The sequence below is a fragment of the Nocardia sp. CA-107356 genome, from assembly GCF_050946365.1.
Taxonomy (GTDB): Bacteria; Actinomycetota; Actinomycetes; order Mycobacteriales; family Mycobacteriaceae; genus Nocardia.
In genome coordinates this window covers 9,313,992-9,333,872 of sequence record NZ_CP191992.1, presented here as the reverse complement: position 1 = coordinate 9,333,872, position 19,881 = coordinate 9,313,992, and the positions used below count along the sequence as shown (strand labels likewise).

Genomic DNA, 19,881 nt, shown 5'->3' with positions numbered 1-19,881 from the left:
GCAACTGTTGAGCAGGCCGAACCGGCGCTGCTCTTCGCCGAGCTGCCCGCGGCCCGGTTGTCCTCTTTCGCGCAATGGCGGGCGCTGACCGGACGCATCGTCCGGACCATGGCCACCAAGGGCGAACTGATCGTCGCGATGATCACCCCGCTGGTATTCACGCTCGGTTTCTATCTGCCGCTGCGGTACGTGATGAAGTTCCAGGGCATCGACTATGCCCAGTTCGTCATGCCGATCATCGTGCTGCAGACCATGGCCTTCACGATGATGTCGAATGCACAGCTGGCCGCGTACGAGGCGCTGACCGGTTTGAGTACCCGACTACAGACGATGCCGATCGGCGCCATGGTGCCCTTGAGCGCGCGGATCGCCGCCGGGCTGGTTCGTTCGCTCACCTCGCTGACCGCGGCGATCATCTTCGGCTACATGATCGGCTTCCGGTTCATCGCCGGTGCCGGTCAGGCCGTGCTGTTCTGTGTGTTCTCGATCGCGGTCGGGACCGTGCTCGCAGTCGGCGCGGATGCGCTCGGCAGCCTGACCAAGAGCCCGGAATCGCTGAGCCAGGCATTGACGTTGCCCACTTTGATCTTCGGCATGCTCTCGTGCGGATTCGTCCCGGAGCGCAGTTTTCCGATGTGGATCCGGCCGTTCGTGCGTAACCAGCCGATCTCCCAGTTCTCCTTCGCGCTGCGCGATATGGCCCATGACGGGGTGAGCTGGGATGTGCTGTGGGTGCCGCTGGTCTGGCTGGGTGGTGCGGCGATCGTCTTCACCCCGTTGGCGATCTGGGCGAGTGTGAGGCGGTCATGAGTTCTGTCGAGGCTTTGGAGCGCACCGAGATCGACGGGTTCGAGGTGCTGCCCCGGGTCACCCCGCCGTCCGAACGCGCGCTGTCCACTTGGGTCGTGCACAGCCTGATCCAGTGCAAGCGACTGCTGCTGGTGTGGGCGCGCGATCCAGCGACCACCATTCAGACGCTGGTCTATCCGGCATTGACGCTGTTGATGTTCCGCATCGTGCTCGGCAATTCGATCACCGCGGCCACCGGTATGCCGAGCATCTACGGGCAGGTCGCGCTGATCACGTTGGTCGCCGCGATGTCGGGTGCGGTGGTCAGTGCGCTGGGATTCAAGGGCGAGAAGTTCACCGGGCTGCTCGGGCGCTTCTGGACCATGCCGGTGCACCGGGCGGCCGGACTGACCGGCAGGCTTTTTGCCGAGGCGGTCCGGGTGCTGGTCACCACGCTGTTCGTGATCGCCGTCGGCTTCACCCTCGGCTTCCGCTTCGGCCAGGGCTCGCTCGCGGCAATCGCGCTGATCGGCATTCCGGTGCTGTTCGGCGTCGGCTTCGCCGTGCTCGTCACCGCACTGGCGACCATCACCGAGGGCGTCATGCTGGTGAGTCTCATCGGCATCATCAACACCCTGTTGATGTTCTTCAACACCGGCTTCGTGCCGGTCTTCGCCTACCCGATCTGGCTCCAGGACGTGGTCGCGAACCAGCCCATGAGCTGTGCCATCGATGCCATGAAGGGCCTGTCCTACGGCGGCACCGTCGCCGAACCCCTGCTGAAGACCGTCGCCTGGGTCCTGGGCCTGATAGTGCTCTTCGCCTACCCCGCCATCCGCGGCTACCAGCGCGCCGCCGAAACCGGCGCCTGATTCCGCGCCGCGAACGCCACGTTCGGTGACTCCTGCGAGTTACCCGACGTGGCGTTCGCTGCTTTCGGGCGCATCCGCGAACGGGTAGTCGAGCCAACGGTTTCGGTTGGTCCAGCCGACGAGGTCATAGCGCCAGCGGAAGGGCCAGGTGCGGGCGACGGTGTTGAAGAGGATTGCGCCGAGGACGGGGTAGTCGTCGTGGGCCGAGAGTAGGGCGCGTTGGCCGCGGGGAGTGGCATTGAAGAAGGCGTCGAACATGGCGATGGACTGTTCGGTGGTCAGGCGCCCGAGGCCCCAGAGGCCGCGCATACGCATCCAGTACACGAGACGTGCCTGCCACGGCCAGAGTTCGGCGATGGGGTCGCGGCCTTGCCGGAGGGCTTCGACGGCGGTATCCACCAGGGCCAGGGAGTCGGCGACGCTGTAGCCCGTGCAGGGATGCATCATGCCGCCGCGCGAGCCGAACGGAATCGCCTGGGCGGTACCCCTTTTCGGCGGTGGCTGGTCGAGCGGGTAGTGCGCGGCCTCGGTCGGCTCATCGCCTTTGAGTCGGATGCCGTGTGCGGCAAGGCGGTTCAGGGTGCGTCTGTGCAATTCGTGCTGCGGCATACCGCCACGCAGGCCGAGGCTGGTCTCCTCGAAGATCACGGTGCCGTCGCCGAGTGGGACGGCGTAGAGGAACGACGGCGGTTCGTCCGGACCCGCGCCGTTCTCGGGCCGCCAATCCAGCAGCAGCCCTTCACCTTCGGCGATCATCGGTGCGGCGGTCGCTTCGTCGACGAAGATGCCGTGCGCGCTGGCAGCTCGACGCCGACCGAGCGTCGGCAAGCCGCGGGTGTCGAAAACCGTTGCCGCTCTGAGGATTGTGCCGTCGGCGAGTTCCACCTCATTGGCATCCACCCGGACGGCCCGACCGGCGAGCACGCTCGCGTCGTCGAGCGTGAGCGCATCGCGCAGACCGGTTTTCGACAGCACGCAATAGGGCCGGTCGATCCGGTGCTCGGACTTCGTCCAGACCGTCGGCTTCGGGATGCGCCCGGCGATGGCACTGAGCGGCAGCCACTCCGGCAGCTCATCGATCCAGCAGGAGAAGGTGGGCGGCCAGAGCCGCTCGGGCCGCGGATCAACGGCGGCCACGGTGAACCCGGCTCGCATCGCCCGATGCGCCAGTGCCCGGCCGGTCGGCCCGAGCCCGACCACGCAGAGGTCGAATTCCCGGACCGCCCTGTCACTCATGCTTCGCATTCAATCCGCTCCGACAGTTCGCCCGCAACACTGCCCCGCGTCCCACAGCCGCGCCTTCTGCGGCATTACCTACTTGGGGGTGACCCAGGTGGTGATGTCGGCGTGCACGACTTCGAGGCCGTGCTTGTCGTAGATGGATACCGGCACGACCAGCTCCTGCCCCTCGGTGATCGTGGTGAAGTCGGGCACCTCGGCCAGCCGCGCCACCGCGCGCAGCCCGGTCTCGGCTTTCGCCAGGTACTGCACATTCATGGCCTTGGGGATCCAGCGGTGGGTGTCGGGCACCGTCGCCTCGCTCAGCATTCCCATCGCCACCTCGGCCAGATTGCATGCCGCGATCGCGTGGTAGGTGCCCAGATGGTTGTGGATGCCGAACCACTTCGGCGAGGTCACCTCGCACAGCCCGGGTTCCAGCCGCACAACGCTCGGCAGCACCGTTCCGAAGTAGGGCACCCGGGCCACCATGCCCAGCGAGAAGAGGGTGTGCCCCAGCCGGTTGTCCGGCAGCTTCGTCCAGATGCGATGGGTCGCGGTCTGCTTTGTCATACCCTTATCTTACTCAGAAGTAAGTTCGGTGTCGGTAAGGATATGGTATTCGCCGGGGCGCGCCCGGGATTCATGCTCTGACCTGCTGGCGCGGCGATGGGCGGGGGCGGATTTGAAGTCGCCAACGGCGTCGGGCATACTGTTCGGGTTGCCTTGCACCGGGTCATGCCGTTCTGCGGCTGTGGCGGGTGGCGAGGCGAGCAACACCCAATCGTGTACCTCACTGGATTTCAGTGCGGGTACGTCCGGGACAACGTTCCAGGCCAGGTGAAGTTTCGAACCGGGGCCGAGGAATGAGCGGATGGGCGACACGCCCGACCGCGTGGACCGGAGAACCATGACAGATGAACAGCGGCGAATGATCGGGCGTGCCCGGTCGCGGTCTCACTGAGACGTCTTCGTGTGTTCGGGCTGTGCAACTGAAGGTGGTACGGAAGCCCGGCTTCCGGATCACGAACGATAAGCGGAGAAAAGGACACTTAGCGTGGCGGGACAGAAGATCCGCATCAGGCTCAAGGCCTATGACCACGAAGCGATCGACGCGTCCGCGCGCAAGATCGTGGAGACGGTGACCCGCACCGGGGCCCGTGTGGTCGGGCCGGTGCCGTTGCCGACCGAAAAGAACGTGTACTGCGTCATCCGTTCGCCGCACAAGTACAAGGACTCGCGCGAGCACTTCGAGATGCGGACGCACAAGCGGCTGATCGACATCCTCGACCCGACGCCGAAGACGGTTGATGCCCTCATGCGCATCGATCTCCCGGCCAGCGTCGACGTCAACATTCAGTGACGGGGACTCGAATCATGACTGATAACAAGAACAGGCCCGCGGCGGGCATCCTGGGCACCAAGCTCGGCATGACCCAGGTGTTCGACGACAACAACCGCGTCGTCCCCGTGACCGTCATCAAGGCCGGACCGAACGTCGTTACCCAGATCCGCACCGTGGAGCGCGACGGCTACAGCGCCGTCCAGGTCGCTTTCGGCGCCATCGACCCGCGCAAGGTGAACAAGCCGGTCTCCGGCCAGTTCGCCAAGGCCGGTGTCACCCCGCGCCGCCACGTCGCCGAGATCCGCGTCGCGGACGCCTCCACCTTCGAGGTCGGCCAGGAGCTGACCGCCGAAGTGTTCGAAGAGGGCGCCTACGTCGACGTCACCGGCACCAGCAAGGGCAAGGGCTTCGCCGGCACCATGAAGCGTCACGGCTTCAGTGGTCAGGGTGCTTCGCACGGTGCGCAGGCCGTGCACCGTCGTCCCGGCTCCATCGGTGGTTGCGCCACCCCCGGCCGCGTGTTCAAGGGCATGCGCATGTCGGGCCGCATGGGTAACGACCGCGTCACCACGCAGAACCTCTCGGTTCACAAGGTGGACGCCGAGAACGGCCTGCTGCTCATCAAGGGAGCGATCCCCGGTCGCAGGGGCAGCGTCGTGACCGTCAAGAGCGCAGTGAAGGGTGGTGCGCACGCATGACCAGCCTCGAGAAGAAGACCAACCTGACCCTCCCGGTCAAGGAACTCGGTGGCAAGACCAACGGCACCGTCGAACTCCCCGCGGAGATCTTCGATGCCACCGCGAACATCTCGCTGATGCACCAAGTGGTCATCGCGCAGCTGGCCGCGGCTCGCCAGGGCACGCACGCCACCAAGACCCGCGGTGAAGTCCGCGGTGGTGGCAAGAAGCCGTACCGCCAGAAGGGCACCGGCCGCGCCCGTCAGGGCTCGACCCGCGCGCCGCAGTTCACCGGCGGTGGCATCGTGCACGGTCCGCAGCCGCGTGACTACAGCCAGCGCACCCCCAAGAAGATGATCCGCGCCGCGCTGCGTGGAGCACTCTCGGATCGTGCGCGCAACGAGCGCATCCACGTGATCACCGAACTGGTTGCCGGGCAGGCCCCGTCGACCAAGACGGCCAAAAGCTTCCTCGCGGAGCTGTCGGACCGCAAGAAGTTCCTCGTCGTCCTCGGACGCGAAGACCTGGCGGCCTGGAAGAGCGTGCAGAACCTGGAGTTCGTGCACCCGATCGCGCCGGATCAGCTCAACACCTACGACGTGCTGGAAAGCGACGAAGTGGTGTTCAGCGTCGAGGCCTTGAACGCCTTTGTGCACGGCCCCGCCGAAGCCGCACAGGAGGAGAGCAAGTGACCACGATCGCCGACCCCCGCGACATCCTGCTGGCGCCGGTCATCTCGGAGAAGTCCTACGGACTGATCGAGGAAGGCACCTACACCTTCATCGTGCACCCGGATTCCAACAAGACGCAGATCAAGATCGCCGTCGAGAAGGTTTTCGGCGTGACGGTGACCAGCGTCAACACCGCCAACCGTCAGGGCAAGCGCAAGCGGACCCGCTTCGGTTACGGCAAGCGCAAGGACACCAAGCGCGCGCTCGTGACCATCTCGGCCGACAGCAAGCCCATCGAGATCTTCGGAGGCCCGGTCGCGTAAGCGCCTGGGAATCCAGAAAGCAGAGAAGAACTCATGGCAATCCGTAAATACAAGCCGACTACGCCGGGCCGTCGTGGCTCCAGCGTCTCGGACTTCGCTGAGATCACTCGGTCGACGCCCGAGAAGTCGCTGATTCGTCCGCTGCACAGCAAGGGTGGTCGTAATGCGCACGGTCGCATCACGACTCGCCATCGCGGTGGCGGCCACAAGCGCGCCTACCGTCTGATCGACTTCCGTCGCCTGGACAAGGACGGCATCCCGGCCAAGGTCGCGCACATCGAGTACGACCCGAACCGCACCGCCAACATCGCGCTGCTGCACTACGTGGACGGCGAGAAGCGCTACATCATCGCGCCGAAGGGCATCCAGCAGGGCACCCCGATCGAGTCCGGCCCGACGGCCGACATCAAGCCGGGTAACAACCTGCCACTGCGCAACATCCCGACCGGTACCACGATTCACAACGTGGAACTGCGTCCGGGCGGTGGCGCGAAGATGGCCCGCTCCGCCGGTGCCAGCGTGCAGCTGCTCGGTAAGGAAGGCCCCTACGCCACGCTGCGTATGCCATCGGGTGAAATCCGCCGCGTCGACGTGCGCTGCCGCGCCACCGTCGGCGAGGTCGGCAATGCCGAACAGTCGAACATCAACTGGGGCAAGGCCGGTCGTATGCGGTGGAAGGGTCGCCGTCCCACGGTCCGTGGTGTCGTCATGAACCCGGTCGACCACCCGCACGGTGGTGGTGAAGGCAAGACCTCCGGTGGTCGCCACCCGGTCTCGCCGTGGGGCCAGAAGGAAGGCCGCACCCGCCGCCCGAACAAGCCCAGTGACAAGCTCATCGTCCGCCGCCGCAAGTCCGGCAAGAACAAGCGCTGAAGGAGGAGGTAAGAAATGCCACGCAGCCTCAAGAAAGGCCCGTTCGTCGACGACCACCTCCTCGCGAAGGTGGACGTTCAGAACGAAAAGGGCAGCAAGCAGGTCATCAAGACCTGGTCCCGTCGTTCGACCATCATCCCCGATTTCATCGGTCACACCTTCGCCGTCCATGACGGTCGCAAGCACGTGCCGGTGTTCGTCTCGGACAACATGGTCGGGCACAAGCTGGGTGAGTTCGCGCCCACCAGGACGTTCAAGAGCCACGTCAAGGATGACCGGAAGAGCAAGCGGCGATGACCACTGAGACTCAGAATCCGACTGCGCGCGCGACCGCCAAGCACGTTCGCGTGACCCCGATGAAGGCTCGTCGTGTCGTGGACCTGGTCCGCGGCAAGCGAGTCGAGGACGCACTCGCGATCCTGCGGTTCGCGCCGCAGGCCGCGAGCGAGCCGGTCGCCAAGGTCGTGGCCAGCGCTGCGGCGAACGCCGAGAACAACCTCGGCCTGAACCCGTCGACCCTGGTGATCTCGACTGCCTACGTCGACGAAGGCGCGACCATGAAGCGGTTCCAGCCGCGTGCCCAGGGCCGTGCGTTCCGCATTCGCAAGCGCACCAGCCATATCACCATCGAGGTCGAGAGCGTGCCCACCGCCGGTGGATCCACTCGTAACCGCCGGAAGGGAGGGGCAAAGTAAATGGGACAGAAGATCAACCCCCATGGCTTCCGCCTCGGTATCACCACCGACTGGAAGTCGCGTTGGTACGCGGACAAGCAGTACGCGGACTACGTGAAAGAAGACGTCCAGATCCGCAAGCTCCTCGCCACTGGCATGGAGCGGGCCGGTATCTCCAAGGTGGAGATCGAGCGCACCCGTGACCGGGTTCGCGTCGACATCCACACCGCTCGTCCGGGCATCGTCATCGGCCGCCGCGGCGCCGAGGCCGATCGCATCCGCGCCGAGCTGGAGAAGCTCACCAAGAAGCAGGTGCAGCTGAACATCCTCGAGGTCAAGAACCCCGAATCGGATGCGCAGCTGGTTGCTCAGGGTGTGGCCGAGCAGCTGTCGAACCGTGTGGCGTTCCGTCGCGCGATGCGCAAGGCCATCCAGTCGGCCATGCGTTCGCCGAACGTCAAGGGCATCCGGGTGCAGTGCTCGGGCCGCCTCGGCGGCGCCGAAATGTCGCGCTCGGAGTTCTACCGCGAGGGTCGGGTTCCGCTGCACACGCTGCGCGCGGATATCGACTACGGCCTCTACGAGGCCAAGACCACCTTCGGCCGCATCGGTGTGAAGGTCTGGATCTACAAGGGCGACATCGTCGGTGGCAAGCGTGAGGTCACGGCCGCGGCCGCGCCCGCAGCTGGTGACCGCCGTGAGCGTCGTGAGCGGCCGAGCCGCCCGCGTCGGTCCGGTTCCGCCGGTACCACCGCGACCAGCACTGAGGCCGGGCGTGCGGCCACCGCCACAGCGGTCGCCGACGCTCCGGCAGAAAAGCAGGAGGGCTGACGCATGTTGATGCCACGGAAGGTCAAGCACCGGAAGCAGCATCACCCGGGTCGTTCCGGAATGGCAAAGGGCGGCACCTCGGTCGCGTTCGGTGAATACGGCATTCAGGCTCTCGAGCCCGCCTACGTCACCAACCGGCAGATCGAGTCCGCGCGTATCGCGATGACTCGCCACATCAAGCGTGGTGGCAAGATCTGGATCAACATCTACCCGGATCGCCCGCTCACCAAGAAGCCCGCCGAGACCCGCATGGGTTCCGGTAAGGGCTCGCCGGAGTGGTGGATCGCGAACGTCAAGCCCGGGCGCGTGATGTTCGAAATGAGTTACCCCAACGAGGAGACCGCTCGTGAGGCCTTGCGCCGCGCGATGCACAAGCTCCCCATGAAGTGCAGGATCGTGACCAGGGAGGAGCAGTTCTGATGGCTACCGGTACACCGGCCGCAGAGCTCCGCGAGCTCAATGAAGAGGAGCTCGTCGCCCGCCTGCGCGAGTCGAAGGAAGAGCTGTTCAATCTGCGCTTCCAGATGGCGACGGGTCAGTTGGACAACAACCGTCGTCTGCGCGTCGTGCGTCACGAGATCGCGCGCATCTACACGGTCATGCGTGAGCGCGAGCTCGGGCTGGCCACGGCACCCGCTGGCAAGGGAGATGCGGCATGAGTGAAGAGAACGTGACGACCGAGGTCAAGCGCGGCAGCCGCAAGGTTCGCATCGGCTATGTGGTCTCGGACAAAATGAACAAGACCATTGTGGTCGAGCTGGAAGACCGTACGCGGCACAAGCTCTACGGCAAGATCATTCGCTCCACCACCAAGGTGAAGGCGCATGACGAGAACGAGATCGCCGGTATCGGCGACCGCGTTCAGCTGATGGAGACCCGCCCGCTGTCCGCCACCAAGCACTGGCGGTTGGTCGAGGTCCTGGAGAAGGCCAAGTAGGCCGTTCTTCTGGCTTTAACGCGAAGGCCCGCTTCCCATTGGGGAGGCGGGCCTTTTCGTTTGCCCGGCCAGCTCCGCCGACCGAATCATGGGATTAATTGGTGGCGCGGGGCGGGCGGGCGTGACACCCTCAACCGAATGCGGTCCTATCGCGAGGTCCTGTCGAACTCGGCGGTGCGCAATGTGCTGCTGCTGGGGGTGATGGTTCGCATCCCGTTCTTCGCCGGGGCGGTGTTGCTCGCGCTGCATGTGGTGCAGACGTTGCACGGGTCGTATGTGCAGGCCGGAGCGCTGAGTTCGGTTGTCACCCTGTGTATTGCGGTGAGCGGTCCGTGGCGTGGGCGGATGCTGGATCGGTTCGGGCTGCGGCGCACGATTCTGCCATCGATCGTGGTCGGGGCGGTGTGCTGGTCTATTGCGCCGTTCGTCGGATACGGGGCGCTCTTGGTGCTCGCCGCGGTTGCCGGGCTCTTCGACATTCCGATCTTCACAGTGGTCCGGCAGGCCGTGATCGCGGCGACCACCGAACAGAACCGGCAGCCCGCGCTCGCTCTGGAATCGGTGTCGGTGGAGGCGGCGTTCATGGTCGGGCCGGTGCTCGGCGTCGCCGCCGCGACGGGCTGGTCGACGACGCCCAGCTTGTTCGGGATGCAGATGGCGCTGGTACTTGCGGGCGTATTCATCTGGGTGCGCAATCCGCCGCTGCGCTCCGATGACAGCGATCGCTCGGCCGCGGCCGAACCGCGGCGTGAGTGGTTCCGGCTCGAGTTCGTCGCGCTGTGTGTCGGTGCGAGTGCGGCGGTCGCGGTGCTCGCGGGATCGGAATTGACCTTCGTCTCGGCCATTCGAGAGTTCGGCGCGCAGCGGTGGCTCGGCGTGGTGATGGCCGTGTGGGGTTTCGGTTCGCTGGTCGGCGGACTCGTCTACGGCGCTCTGCATCGACCCATCTCGACGTACGTCCTGCTGGCCGGGCTCGGCGCCATCACCATTCCGATGTGCTTCGCCGTCGGACCGTTATCGCTCGGCGTGGCCGGGCTCATCGCCGGAGCACTCTGCGCGCCAACGCTTGTCGCATCCATCGATCAGTTGAGCCGGATCGTCCCGGAGGGTGGGCGCGGTGAAGCGATCGGCTGGCACGGTGCCGCGATGACTCTCGGCAATGGCATCGGCAGCTCACTTGCCGGAGTCGCCATCGATGCGGGCGGGTTCCCTGCGGGCTTCGCGGCGGCCGCGGCGCTCGGACTCGGACTCGGTATCGGCCTGGCACTGCTGGTCGGGGTGTCGCGGCGCCGCCGCGCCGACCAGGAAATGCGGCCCGCCGTGCCCCGCGGTGAGGTCATTCGACCATAGGTCTTGCGTTATACGTATACATCTACTTATAGTGATTCCCGACGGACACTACCGAGGATGCTCGGGGTTACCGGAAAACAGCAGACCAGCTCGAAGCAGCGAACCGAAGCGGGTCCGCTGACGCTCAGTCCATGCGTAATTGCATATTTGTTTATGAGATGGGGTAGTCATGGCCGCGGATTCGTACACGTCAACCCGCGCTGGCGGTTCGACCGTCGGCGCGGATCTCGCCGGGCATGTTTCGTCGCGAATCTACCGCGGGCTATTCGGTAGTGAGGAGCGTCCGAAGATCGAGGACCTCGACATCTGAACCCTTCGGCAGCCCTCGTAGATGACGTGGGCGCGATCGCCGGAAAGTACAAGATCTACTGACGACGGAATCCAGGAGAGACCGTCGGCAATTCGTCATGCGCATGTGCGCATTCATTTATGAAATGGAGTAACCATGACCACCGATCCGAACCCGCCTACGGGCATCGAATCCTCGGCCGCCGTCGTCGATGTCACCAAGACGGCGCCGGGCGAGTTCCAAGAAATCCAGCTCGAGGTCGGCCCGGGTGGCGGGCGTAAGCAGCGCTTCCAGGGGCGACTGCTCGGCGAGGCCCGCGAATACACGAAGGTCGGGGTCGAGCTGATCCGGGTCTACCTGAGCCGCAAGGGCAAGTATGTGGTGCATCGGCGGGTGTCCGAATGGTCCGACTTCGCGGCCACGATCTGGATCACGGACTGGAAGAAGAACTGGCGCGAGATCTTCGAGATCGACGACCGGGCCTGCGCCGACTACACGGTCGAAATCGTCGAATCCTTCGAGGACCTGGCCTTACGAGTCCCAGCGAAGATCTACCGCTCCCTGGTCGATGTGACCGAGCACCCGCAGACCGAGGACCTCGACATCTGAGCCATCGGCTCCCATACCGATTCCCGAAAGGAATTGTCCCGCATGTTCGCTCGACTGGGCGCGATCGTCGTTCACAATCCGTGGAAGGTGATCGGCCTCTGGCTGTTCATCATCATCGCGGTAGTGGCCTCGGCGCCGAAACTCTCATCGACCACCGATCAATCCGCCTTCCTGCCATCGCATTACGAGTCGATTCAAGCAATGGAATTGCAGCAGAAGGCCTTTCCGCAGAATCAGGCGCCCGCGGCGCTACTCGTCTTCGTGCGCTCGGACGGTGCGCCACTGAATGAAGGGGATTCGGCGAGTGTCGCGACGATCGCGGCCAAGTTGAACGACCAGCGCATCAAGGATGTCACCGGGATCCAAGCCGGTCCGGCCTCGGAGAACCGGCTGGTGCAGATCGCCGCTGTGCAGATGACGAAGGTGACCAATGCCGGTGATACCACGCAGAGCGATGCGGTCGAGAAGTTGCGTGACGCGCTGCACGAGCAGGTGCAGGGCACGGATCTGAAGGCGGGCGTCACCGGTCAGGCGGCGCAGATGCTGGACCAGACCGAGTCCAGCACTAAGGGTATGGCCATTATCGGTGTCGCCACCGTCGTGCTGATCCTGCTGCTGTTGCTGATCATCTTCCGCAGTCCGGTGATCGCGCTGCTGCCGATCATCATCATCGGCGCGATCTCCACCACCGTCGGTGGCCTGATCGCCATGGTGGCCAAGGCATTCGATCTGCAGGTGGACAGTTCGGTGAACTCGATCCTGTTGGTTGTGCTCTTCGGCGTCGGCACCGACTACATCCTGTTCCTGATGTTCCGCTACCGGGAACGACTGCGCGCGGGGGAGGATCCGAAGACCGCCATGGTCAGTGCGGTCACCAAGGTCGGTGAGGCCATTACCTCGGCGGCCGGTGCGGTGATCATCGCCTTCATGGCGCTGACGCTCTCGACGCTCGGCATGTTCCGTGCGCTCGGTCCGGCGCTGGCGATCGCGGTAGGAGTGACGCTGCTCGCCGGGCTGACCCTGGTGCCCGCCGTCGTTTCGCTGCTCGGCACCAAGGTGTTCTGGCCTTCCAAGGCCTGGCAGCAGGAACCGAAGGGCGCGCGGTTCGGCGCGATCGGCGCGGCGCTCGGGCGGCGGCCAGGAGCGTTCGCAGCGGTATCCGGCGGGCTGCTGGTGGCCTTGGGTGTGCTGGCCATCGGCTTCCATCCGACCTTCGATCTCAGCTCCGGCTCGACCTCGGACACCTCCGAATCCACTGTCTACAACAAAGAATTGCTCAAAGGGCTGCCCGCCGGATCGACCCAGCCTTCGGAAGTACTGCTGCACTCCACCAATGGCGCACCGCTCGATGGTGACCAGCTCACCGTCTACCGTGCGGCGCTGGCCGCGGTGTCGGGCGTGAGTCAGGTTGGGGCGCCGACGGTTTCGAGCGACGGTATGGCCGCCGACTTCCAGGTGACACTCAATGGCGCGCCCGAATCGGATGCCGCCCTGGATACGGTGCGCGATCCGCTGCGGGATACGGCACATTCGATGGCACCCGCGGGCACCACGGCGGTCGTCGGCGGCATCTCCTCGGTGTATGTCGATTTCCAGGATGCGATGGTGCACGACTACAAGATCGTGTTCCCGGTGGCCGGAATCCTGATCATGATCGTGCTCGCCCTATTGCTGCGCAGCCTGGTTGCGCCGTGGTATCTGATGGCCTCGGTGTTCCTCGGCTTCGCGGCCACGCTCGGCGCCGCGGTCCTGGTATTCCAGCACATCCAGGGCAACACCGGGCTGATCTTCCACCTCCCGGTGATCATGTACCTGTTCGTGGTGGCACTCGGCACGGACTACAACATCCTGATGGTCGCTCGGTTGCGTGAGGAGGCTCGTGTCGGCAACGATCCGAAACAGGCTGCGGCCCTCGCGGTGCGGCACACCGGGCCGACCGTCGCCGCGGCGGGTGTGATCCTCGCGGGCACCTTCGCCTCGATGATGTTGGCGGGCAACAACGTGCTCTCTCAGATGGGCTTCGCCATCTCGGTCGGCATCGCGATCGCCGCATTCGTCATGGCGATGTTCTTCACCCCGGCCGTTACCGCGCTCATCGGTCACCGCGCGTGGTGGCCGGGGCACGGGGATCGGGATTCCACGAGCGGCTCTGATGAGCAGTCCGGAGGTGCAGGTTGGGATCAGTACGCGTACTCCGAATACACCCCCGGTGCCATGCACGCACCAACTGCTGACACGGTCCGCCCCCGGACCTAGCCGAACTCCGCCGAAGCGCTCTAGCCCCTCGCTGAGCAAATGGGCCGTCCACTCGGATTATCCGAGCGGACGGCCTTTTTCGATGCCGAGGGTAGTCAAATGGTCGTTGGGGTCGGGGTGTGGAGGCGCCTTATGACTGCGCTCGGTGGGGCTGGCTGCGTTATGACTGTGCTTGGTGGGGCTGGCTGCGTAATGACTGTGCTTGGTGGGACTGGCTGCCTTATGACTGTGCATGGTGGGGCCGGCCGCCTTATGAGACTGCGCTCGATTGGGCTAGCGCCCCATGGCTACGCTCGTCGGGAGTCGCTGCGGGGACGGTCGGTTGTGGGTTGGTGCTGATGCATTCGGGTGGGGATGGTGCGGGGTGGGGAGTTGTGGTGGTCAGCTGCTGATTGCGTAGGGGCGGCGGACTCGCCTGGCGAACTCCAGGACCTGGGCGATGGCGGTGCGGGAGAGGCCGACCTCTGCGCCGATGCTGGTCGGGGTCCACGATTGGTCGGCGAGCATGAGGATTTCGGCGAGTTGTTCAACGGGAATGACCGACAGGCCGCGGCCCGCGATGGCGCGAGCGACCGACCACACCTCGATATCATCGCCTTCCGAGCCGAGGTTTTCGGCCAGCAGGTCATCGGCCGAAAGTGATTGCACTACTTCGCTGATCACTTCGCTGGTGGTGCGGCGCTGTGCGCGATCGAGCTGCCTGACCTCGACCTCGCGTTCTTCGGCGAGGCGCTGCGAATCTTTGTGATCGGTTGTGGAGTCGTTCTGGGGGCGCTGATCCGCGTTCGCCACTGTTCGCGCGATGTGCTCGGCCGGGGACGGCGCTGCGGAACCGAGGGTGGTGCGCCGAGTTTCGGCGGGTGCGTCTGGGTGTGCCTGGGGTTCGGTGCGAGTGCGCGGGTCCTCGCCGCGAGTTATGTCTTCGAGCGTACGGTTTTCGGCTGTGTCGGCGTGAGGAGTCCGGGCCGCTGGTTCGACTGTCGTCGTATCGAAAATGCTCAGTTGCGAGTCTGCGGAGGGGAGACCGGCGGTTCCCCGGTGGGAATCAATGTGCGCGGCACCGGAAGTGGTCCGTTCGTCGCGAGTGCTGGCCACAGTGGGCTGTGCTGTCCGATGCGTGACGCCTGAGGCCGGAGTGGTGTGTTCGTGACGGGTGTTCGCTGCGGTCGCCGTGGGAGTTGTGTGTTCGGTGCGAGTGTTTGCCGCCGTCGTCTGCGCTGTGTGGGGCTCGATGCCCGAGACCTGAGTGGTGCGCTCCTCACGAGTGCTCATGGGAGTCGCCTGCTCGGTGTGAGTCGTCACTGGAGCGGTGCGGGGCTCGCCTATGGCTGCGGCGTGCACGCGGTTGTTCGCGGCGATACGGGGCTCGGCCGAGGTGGCAGCGGCAGTTGTGTGTTGATCGCCGGTGGGAGTGGCGGTGGCCGGTGCGGCAATGGGCTCGGCCGTAGTGGCAGTGGGCTGATCGTGGGCGGGCAGTGACGGACGGACGCTTGCGGCGGCGTGGGCCGCGGGTTCGTCCGTCGGGTTCGTGCCGGATGCGAGACGGGTGGCCGGGGCGGAGGCGTGAATCAGGTTCTCGCCGAGGGTGCTCGTGGCAGTCGCCGGGTTGTGGGTCGGCTGTGGGTTGTCGGCCGCGACGTCGGTTGTGATGTGGGGCGCGTTGGGCGGTGCTGAGTGCGTGGAGATGTCGCCGGTGGTCGCGAATTCGTCGCGGGATGCGCGGTTGTCGGCTGGGGAGTCACCCGCGGTGTATGCCGGGGTGTGCGTGGACGTTTGGCCTTGGTCGACCAGCGCGGCCTCAGCCTGGCTCGCGCCGTTGATGGTTGCAGAAGGGGCAGTTATGTCGCCTGCGCCACTTGCGTTGAGGCCGATTGGCACGTTGGGTGTGGCGATTTCGGTATGTGCGGCATACGCAGCATCAGCGGGTACCGGGTTGGTCGCTGAGGAGGTTGGTGCCGCGTGGTTCGAGATGGGTTGGGCGGCAGGGGTAGTGCCGGCTCGTGTGCCTTCATGAATCGAATCCGATGACGGATGGGCGGTCGCGGTATCCGCTTGCCGGTATTCGTCGACGGTCGGGATCTGTTGTGTGAGACGGCCGTTGGTCGAGCGGGTGCTCTGGGCGTGGTAAACGAGGGTTTCGGTGCAGTCGAGCCTGGAGAGGGGGACCGGCTCGGGCTGAGTGCCGCGCATCGCTGCCTCGGCAATGTGTTGTGCGTGGGGGTCGGTCATATCGACCGGGAAGCGGACGCCCGCTTGGTCGAGGAGGGGGTCGAAACCTTTGGCGGCGAGCAGTTCTCGGCGGTCGGTCGGTTCGTCGGGGCGGAATGTGGTGATCGGTGCGCCGCGTTCGGTGGTGACCCGGTGCCGGGTCGGGAGGTCGGGCTCGTCGTCGACCAGCGGAACGCCATCGATGAGCAGGGCGTAACGTGCGGAAACCCAAGCGTGCAACCAGATCACGACGCCGACCATGACGGGGGCGATCGCGTATTCGGCGGCCTGCCCGAAGGAACCGGCGGCCAGGTGCGGGCCCGCATTGAGCGCGATGGTCGTGCCGAGTAGTGCGGTCTCGAAGAAGACGACCTTGCCCCGGTCGAGTTCGCGGCCCCAGCGGGCGGCGGTGGTCGCGGCCACCATGATGGTGATGATCGGGATCGAGATCATCGCCTCGATCCCATAGCTCAACCAGTACAGCGGATCCGACATATTTCCGCTGGGCACCAGGTTGTGCTGTACGTTCACCCCGGCCCACACCATGCCGAGCACCACCACCGCGATCAATGCGCGGGACGACCACTCGGCTCGGCGGTACAACTGGGCAAGTCGCGCATCCTGATTCGACACCCGCCGACGTGCCGCCAGCGCCCGCCGATGCCATCGCGCATCCGCGTCATCGGCCCGCTGGATCGCGGTCGTGGTCCGCCGGTCACGTTTCTCTGCTGTCAGTTCGTCCTGGACGGCCCGCTTTCGTTGTCCTCGGCGCTGGGCACGAACCCATTGCGCGAGTTCACGTTCGGCATCGATCTCGGCATCCGACAACACTTGCACCAGTGCCGCGTCATCCTGCAGTGGCAACCGGCCCCGCGCGTTCGCGACCCGTTCGGCCAGTGCGGCGATCTCGGAACTACCGCTCGACTGTTTGTCGCGCATAGCGAGCCTTCCCAGGAGCAGGTGTCATCTCGACGCAGACCTACATGCTCGAACATATGTGTGATCGCACCGAGATTAAACCGCTACCCGCCCGAGGTCAATGCTCGCCGCCCGAAAAATCGAACAAATGCGCGAACCGGACGCGCGGTAGTCAGGCGTTCCTGTGGCAGACGGCCTCGAGCATGACGCCGTCGGGGCCGGTCCAGAAGGTGGCGTAGTACGGCGGGGGGTACTGGGGGAATTCTTGTGGGGCGTGGATGATTTCGTCGCCTCGGGTGGTGGCCCAGATGTGTACCCGGTCGACGGCAGCGCGGGTGCGGACCATGAAGGCGAGGTGTTGGAGGCCGGGAGCGGTGCGAACGTAGCCGGGGGAGTCGGCGGGGTAGAAGAAGATGTATGTGCCGGGCTTGTTGTCGGCGGGCCAGTAGGCGAATTGGTCGGCCGTGCTGAGCAGCGGCGCATAGTCGAGTAGGGGCATCAGCTCGTCGTAGTAGGCCTGGGCCGCACCTGGATCGCTGACGTTGATGCCGAGGTGTCCGAGGGGCATAGTCGCAATCTACGCTCGATCCGGCATCAGGTGAGGGTGGTGTGCCAGACGATGGCGGCGGCGAGGGCGCCTGCGCCGTTGACGGACCAATGCAGGGCGATGGGGGCCAGCAGGCTGCCGCTGCGGCGGCGGAGCCAGGTGAACACGACGCCCGCGGCGGCGGTGGCGGCTACGGCGAGCAGGATGCCGATGATCTGGCCCGCGACGCCGCCGCCGAGGAAACCGGTGAGGCCGCGGTTGCTGGTGGTCAGGCCGAGTGATGAGGCGATGTGCCAGAGGCCGAACAGCAGGGAGCCCGCGGCGAAGACCCCACGGGCGCCGTAAACGCGGTCGAGGGTGCCGTGCAGGACGCCGCGGAAGGCCAGTTCCTCGGGGATCGCGGTCTGCAGCGGGATGACGATCATCGATGCGATCAGGGCGCCGGAAATGGTGGCGTAGCGGTCGGCCAGGAAGAACGGCCGGGTGATCGGCAGCAGCGCGCCGATAGCCACCACCGCGAGCACCAGGCCGACCGCGCCGAATGCCCACAGCGTGCCGCGACGCCAGTGCCGCGGCGAGAGTCCGAGTTCGGACCAGCCGAGTCCGCGTCGTCGCATCAGCGCGAGCAGGACGACGGCGGCGATCGGAACGGTCAGGATGCTCGCCCACGCGGTGGTGAAGTGCGCGATGAGATTGGTTCCGGCCAGGACGATCACCACAACGGCCACGTCGAGATAGGCGTGGAGTTTGTGGTGGGGCGGTGCCGCTTCGTCGAGGTCCTGGTGAGGCATCCGGCCCAGTCTACGGAAGCGCGCAACCGGCGCGCTGGGGCTGAGTGGGAGGGGTGGTGTCGACATCATGGTCTTATCGGTTATCGCGTCACGCACTGTCGGCGTTAATTCCGCCCCGCCAGCCCTGCGGATCCGCCCATGCCTGCAGCGTTCTCGTGCTGTCGAACCGGCGGGTCGTGCCGCTGATCGGATCGGTGAATTCGAGTGACGCGGCCAGCAGTTGTAGTGGCCGGGTGAAATCGTTCACAGGTTTGTCGGTGAGCACCGGATAGAAGTCGTCACCGAGGATCGGGATGCCGAGTCCGTTCATATGTAGCCGCAGCTGATGGGTGCGCCCGGTCAGTGGCCGCAGCCGGTAGCGGCCGAGTCCGCCGCGCTGTTCCACCAACTCGATCCAGGTCTCCGCATTGGGCTCACCGTCGACCTCCTGGGCGGCGAGCACCTGTTTCTCCTTGATGATGCGGCTGCGCACCGTCCGCGGCAGCGGTAGCTCCGGATCGACTGGTGCGATGGCCTCGTACTCCTTGCGCACCGTGCGCTGGTGGAACATCGTCTGGTAGGCCCCGCGCCGGGCCGGATTGACCACGAATAGCACCAGTCCTGCGGTGACGCGATCGAGCCGGTGCGCCGGAATGAGATCGGGTAGGTCGAGTTCGCGACGCAACCGCACCAGGGCGGTCTGCAGAATGTGCTGGCCGCGTGGAATGGTCGCCAGGAAGTGCGGCTTGTCCACCACGAGCAGATCGTCGTCGCGATGGACGATGGGGATATCGAAGGGCACCACGGTTTCGTCGGGCAGATCGCGATGGAACCAGACGGCGCCGCCCGGCACATACGGCGCGTCCGGCGCGATCGGACCGGCCAGGTCGACGATGTCGCCCTGATGTAGCAGCTCGTCGATCCGTGCGGCCGGTACCCGCGGCAGCCTGTGCACGAGGTGGTCGCGAATGGTCGCCCAGTCACCCTGCTCCGGTAGCCGGAGCCGGGCCGGGTCCAGGCCGTGCCGCTTGGGCAGCGGCGGCTGCTGCCTCCGTCTCATCGCCAATGACCATAGTCGCCGAGAAACCCGCAGCTCACGGCCGGGTCGGGCTCAGAATCCGCGCAGTCGATCCGGAGTGATCCGCACCGTGACCGAGTATTCGGCGTGGAACTGCTCCTCGGTCATCGAGATGGCGGCCAGACCCTCGGTGTACTTCTCGGTGAACGCGGCGGTTTCCGCCGGGGTGGCACCGGATTCGTCGATCCGGGCGGTGCCGGTCAGCACCACCACCTCGCCGCCGGTCGCGGTGCTGTTGAGGTGCAGCGAGACTCGCGGGTTGCGGGCGATATTGCGGAGTTTGGACTTATCGGCCTGGCTGAAGATCAGGAATTCACCGTCACGCCACTGGAACCACACCGGATTCGGCTGCGGTGTCCCAGTGCGGCCGACGGTGGTCAGCCAGATGACGTTCTCCTGCCCCAGGCGGGCGGCGACCTTGGCGCCGAATGCGGTGCCGGTGTCGACGACGGGCGTGGCGGAGCGATCGGTGGTGGTCATGGTTGTGCACAACGCCTGGATCGCCGTTGCGATTCCGGATCGGCACAGTGTGGCCCACCTACGGCTCTGCGCGTTCGTCCAAGACCATCCGACGGGACTCGACCAGCGTCTGTCTGGCGCGGCGGCGGACCCGGCAGCTGTCGACACTGCAATACAGGTGCACCTG

24 protein-coding genes are annotated in these 19,881 nt (G+C 65.6%); 17 read left to right on the top strand and 7 right to left on the bottom strand.

The window, feature by feature from the left end:
- Positions 1-27 precede the first annotated feature (27 nt).
- Together ACQP1G_RS42095 and ACQP1G_RS42090 are read left to right on the top strand one after the other, a co-directional pair.
- Positions 28-810 carry an ABC transporter permease gene (locus tag ACQP1G_RS42095; RefSeq protein ID WP_433209290.1) on the top strand — a complete coding sequence of 261 codons (783 nt, stop codon included), beginning with the start codon at positions 28-30 and terminating at the stop codon, positions 808-810.
- Positions 807-1,661 (top strand): ABC transporter permease, encoded by an 855-nt coding sequence (locus ACQP1G_RS42090; protein WP_433195686.1) that lies wholly within the window; start codon positions 807-809, stop codon positions 1,659-1,661. Before ACQP1G_RS42095 ends, ACQP1G_RS42090 begins: the two co-directional genes overlap by 4 nt.
- A gap of 39 nt (positions 1,662-1,700) precedes the next feature.
- Here ACQP1G_RS42090 and ACQP1G_RS42085 read toward each other — a convergent pair whose 3' ends face one another.
- Complete coding sequence (locus ACQP1G_RS42085) at positions 1,701-2,897, bottom strand: lycopene cyclase family protein (RefSeq protein WP_433195684.1); 1,197 nt, start codon at positions 2,895-2,897, stop codon at positions 1,701-1,703.
- A gap of 78 nt (positions 2,898-2,975) precedes the next feature.
- Positions 2,976-3,452, bottom strand: a complete 477-nt coding sequence (locus ACQP1G_RS42080; RefSeq protein WP_433195682.1) for a hotdog fold domain-containing protein — start codon at positions 3,450-3,452, stop codon at positions 2,976-2,978.
- A gap of 484 nt (positions 3,453-3,936) precedes the next feature.
- Between ACQP1G_RS42080 and rpsJ the strand changes: the two genes are divergently transcribed.
- The 15 genes from rpsJ to ACQP1G_RS42005 all read left to right on the top strand — a co-directional run bounded on the left by rpsJ (position 3,937) and on the right by ACQP1G_RS42005 (position 13,714).
- Entirely contained in the window at positions 3,937-4,242 is a 306-nt protein-coding gene (rpsJ, locus tag ACQP1G_RS42075) for a 30S ribosomal protein S10 (protein WP_003938093.1), read from the top strand.
- Positions 4,243-4,256: 14 nt separating this feature from the next.
- Positions 4,257-4,922, top strand: a complete 666-nt coding sequence (rplC, locus tag ACQP1G_RS42070) for a 50S ribosomal protein L3 (protein ID WP_433195680.1) — start codon at positions 4,257-4,259, stop codon at positions 4,920-4,922.
- On the top strand, positions 4,919-5,593 hold the full coding sequence (gene rplD / locus ACQP1G_RS42065; protein ID WP_433195678.1) for a 50S ribosomal protein L4: 675 nt from the start codon (positions 4,919-4,921) through the stop codon (positions 5,591-5,593). Before rplC ends, rplD begins: the two co-directional genes overlap by 4 nt.
- A complete protein-coding gene (rplW, locus tag ACQP1G_RS42060; RefSeq protein WP_433195676.1) occupies positions 5,590-5,895 on the top strand; it encodes a 50S ribosomal protein L23 in 306 nt (101 codons plus the stop codon). The genes rplD and rplW overlap by 4 nt, the downstream gene beginning before the upstream one ends.
- Positions 5,896-5,928: 33 nt before the next feature.
- Complete coding sequence (gene rplB, locus ACQP1G_RS42055) at positions 5,929-6,768, top strand: 50S ribosomal protein L2 (RefSeq protein WP_433195674.1); 840 nt, start codon at positions 5,929-5,931, stop codon at positions 6,766-6,768.
- A 15-nt stretch (positions 6,769-6,783) separates the two neighbouring features.
- Positions 6,784-7,065 carry a 30S ribosomal protein S19 gene (gene rpsS / locus ACQP1G_RS42050; RefSeq protein ID WP_433195672.1) on the top strand — a complete coding sequence of 94 codons (282 nt, stop codon included), beginning with the start codon at positions 6,784-6,786 and terminating at the stop codon, positions 7,063-7,065.
- Positions 7,062-7,463, top strand: coding sequence for a 50S ribosomal protein L22 (rplV, locus tag ACQP1G_RS42045; RefSeq protein ID WP_433195670.1), 402 nt, complete (start codon positions 7,062-7,064; stop codon positions 7,461-7,463). Before rpsS ends, rplV begins: the two co-directional genes overlap by 4 nt.
- Entirely contained in the window at positions 7,464-8,273 is an 810-nt protein-coding gene (gene rpsC, locus ACQP1G_RS42040; protein WP_433195668.1) for a 30S ribosomal protein S3, read from the top strand. It abuts the gene before it with no gap.
- A 3-nt stretch (positions 8,274-8,276) separates the two neighbouring features.
- Positions 8,277-8,693 (top strand): 50S ribosomal protein L16, encoded by a 417-nt coding sequence (gene rplP / locus ACQP1G_RS42035; protein WP_067519522.1) that lies wholly within the window; start codon positions 8,277-8,279, stop codon positions 8,691-8,693.
- Positions 8,693-8,932 carry a 50S ribosomal protein L29 gene (gene rpmC / locus ACQP1G_RS42030; protein WP_071926410.1) on the top strand — a complete coding sequence of 80 codons (240 nt, stop codon included), beginning with the start codon at positions 8,693-8,695 and terminating at the stop codon, positions 8,930-8,932. Before rplP ends, rpmC begins: the two co-directional genes overlap by 1 nt.
- Positions 8,929-9,210, top strand: coding sequence for a 30S ribosomal protein S17 (gene rpsQ / locus ACQP1G_RS42025; protein WP_433195666.1), 282 nt, complete (start codon positions 8,929-8,931; stop codon positions 9,208-9,210). Before rpmC ends, rpsQ begins: the two co-directional genes overlap by 4 nt.
- 138 nt (positions 9,211-9,348) lie before the next feature.
- Positions 9,349-10,560, top strand: a complete 1,212-nt coding sequence (locus ACQP1G_RS42020; RefSeq protein WP_433195664.1) for an MFS transporter — start codon at positions 9,349-9,351, stop codon at positions 10,558-10,560.
- A gap of 169 nt (positions 10,561-10,729) precedes the next feature.
- Positions 10,730-10,870 carry a hypothetical protein gene (locus ACQP1G_RS42015; protein ID WP_433195662.1) on the top strand — a complete coding sequence of 47 codons (141 nt, stop codon included), beginning with the start codon at positions 10,730-10,732 and terminating at the stop codon, positions 10,868-10,870.
- A 135-nt stretch (positions 10,871-11,005) separates the two neighbouring features.
- Complete coding sequence (locus ACQP1G_RS42010) at positions 11,006-11,458, top strand: EXLDI protein (RefSeq protein WP_433195660.1); 453 nt, start codon at positions 11,006-11,008, stop codon at positions 11,456-11,458.
- 42 nt (positions 11,459-11,500) lie between these two features.
- Positions 11,501-13,714, top strand: coding sequence for an MMPL family transporter (locus ACQP1G_RS42005; protein WP_433195658.1), 2,214 nt, complete (start codon positions 11,501-11,503; stop codon positions 13,712-13,714).
- 381 nt (positions 13,715-14,095) lie between these two features.
- Here the strand turns inward: ACQP1G_RS42005 and ACQP1G_RS42000 are convergent, their stop codons facing one another.
- The 5 genes from ACQP1G_RS42000 to ACQP1G_RS41980 form a co-directional block, all read right to left on the bottom strand.
- Complete coding sequence (locus ACQP1G_RS42000; RefSeq protein WP_433195656.1) at positions 14,096-16,861, bottom strand: hypothetical protein; 2,766 nt, start codon at positions 16,859-16,861, stop codon at positions 14,096-14,098.
- A gap of 151 nt (positions 16,862-17,012) precedes the next feature.
- Entirely contained in the window at positions 17,013-17,408 is a 396-nt protein-coding gene (locus ACQP1G_RS41995) for a VOC family protein (RefSeq protein WP_433195654.1), read from the bottom strand.
- Between the two features lie 26 nt (positions 17,409-17,434).
- Positions 17,435-18,178, bottom strand: a complete 744-nt coding sequence (locus ACQP1G_RS41990; protein WP_433195652.1) for a lysostaphin resistance A-like protein — start codon at positions 18,176-18,178, stop codon at positions 17,435-17,437.
- Positions 18,179-18,266: 88 nt separating this feature from the next.
- Positions 18,267-19,217, bottom strand: a complete 951-nt coding sequence (locus tag ACQP1G_RS41985) for an RluA family pseudouridine synthase (RefSeq protein ID WP_433195650.1) — start codon at positions 19,215-19,217, stop codon at positions 18,267-18,269.
- A gap of 51 nt (positions 19,218-19,268) precedes the next feature.
- Positions 19,269-19,715, bottom strand: coding sequence for a TIGR03667 family PPOX class F420-dependent oxidoreductase (locus tag ACQP1G_RS41980; protein ID WP_433195648.1), 447 nt, complete (start codon positions 19,713-19,715; stop codon positions 19,269-19,271).
- Positions 19,716-19,881: the final 166 nt, after the last annotated feature.

Excerpts from the sequence above, each read along its gene's own strand:
- ACQP1G_RS42090 (WP_433195686.1), top strand. The coding sequence starts at position 807 with ATGAGTTCTGTCGAGGCTTTGGAGCGCACCGAGATCGACGGGTTCGAG.
- ACQP1G_RS42085 (WP_433195684.1), bottom strand. The coding sequence starts at position 2,897 with ATGAGTGACAGGGCGGTCCGGGAATTCGACCTCTGCGTGGTCGGGCTC.
- ACQP1G_RS42080 (WP_433195682.1), bottom strand. The coding sequence starts at position 3,452 with ATGACAAAGCAGACCGCGACCCATCGCATCTGGACGAAGCTGCCGGAC.
- rplC (WP_433195680.1), top strand. The coding sequence starts at position 4,257 with ATGACTGATAACAAGAACAGGCCCGCGGCGGGCATCCTGGGCACCAAG.
- rplD (WP_433195678.1), top strand. The coding sequence starts at position 4,919 with ATGACCAGCCTCGAGAAGAAGACCAACCTGACCCTCCCGGTCAAGGAA.
- rplB (WP_433195674.1), top strand. The coding sequence starts at position 5,929 with ATGGCAATCCGTAAATACAAGCCGACTACGCCGGGCCGTCGTGGCTCC.
- rpsS (WP_433195672.1), top strand. The coding sequence starts at position 6,784 with ATGCCACGCAGCCTCAAGAAAGGCCCGTTCGTCGACGACCACCTCCTC.
- rplV (WP_433195670.1), top strand. The coding sequence starts at position 7,062 with ATGACCACTGAGACTCAGAATCCGACTGCGCGCGCGACCGCCAAGCAC.
- rpsC (WP_433195668.1), top strand. The coding sequence starts at position 7,464 with ATGGGACAGAAGATCAACCCCCATGGCTTCCGCCTCGGTATCACCACC.
- rplP (WP_067519522.1), top strand. The coding sequence starts at position 8,277 with ATGTTGATGCCACGGAAGGTCAAGCACCGGAAGCAGCATCACCCGGGT.
- rpmC (WP_071926410.1), top strand. The coding sequence starts at position 8,693 with ATGGCTACCGGTACACCGGCCGCAGAGCTCCGCGAGCTCAATGAAGAG.
- rpsQ (WP_433195666.1), top strand. The coding sequence starts at position 8,929 with ATGAGTGAAGAGAACGTGACGACCGAGGTCAAGCGCGGCAGCCGCAAG.
- ACQP1G_RS42020 (WP_433195664.1), top strand. The coding sequence starts at position 9,349 with ATGCGGTCCTATCGCGAGGTCCTGTCGAACTCGGCGGTGCGCAATGTG.
- ACQP1G_RS42015 (WP_433195662.1), top strand. The coding sequence starts at position 10,730 with ATGGCCGCGGATTCGTACACGTCAACCCGCGCTGGCGGTTCGACCGTC.
- ACQP1G_RS42010 (WP_433195660.1), top strand. The coding sequence starts at position 11,006 with ATGACCACCGATCCGAACCCGCCTACGGGCATCGAATCCTCGGCCGCC.
- ACQP1G_RS42005 (WP_433195658.1), top strand. The coding sequence starts at position 11,501 with ATGTTCGCTCGACTGGGCGCGATCGTCGTTCACAATCCGTGGAAGGTG.
- ACQP1G_RS42000 (WP_433195656.1), bottom strand. The coding sequence starts at position 16,861 with ATGCGCGACAAACAGTCGAGCGGTAGTTCCGAGATCGCCGCACTGGCC.
- ACQP1G_RS41995 (WP_433195654.1), bottom strand. The coding sequence starts at position 17,408 with ATGCCCCTCGGACACCTCGGCATCAACGTCAGCGATCCAGGTGCGGCC.
- ACQP1G_RS41990 (WP_433195652.1), bottom strand. The coding sequence starts at position 18,178 with ATGCCTCACCAGGACCTCGACGAAGCGGCACCGCCCCACCACAAACTC.
- ACQP1G_RS41985 (WP_433195650.1), bottom strand. The coding sequence starts at position 19,217 with ATGAGACGGAGGCAGCAGCCGCCGCTGCCCAAGCGGCACGGCCTGGAC.
- ACQP1G_RS41980 (WP_433195648.1), bottom strand. The coding sequence starts at position 19,715 with ATGACCACCACCGATCGCTCCGCCACGCCCGTCGTCGACACCGGCACC.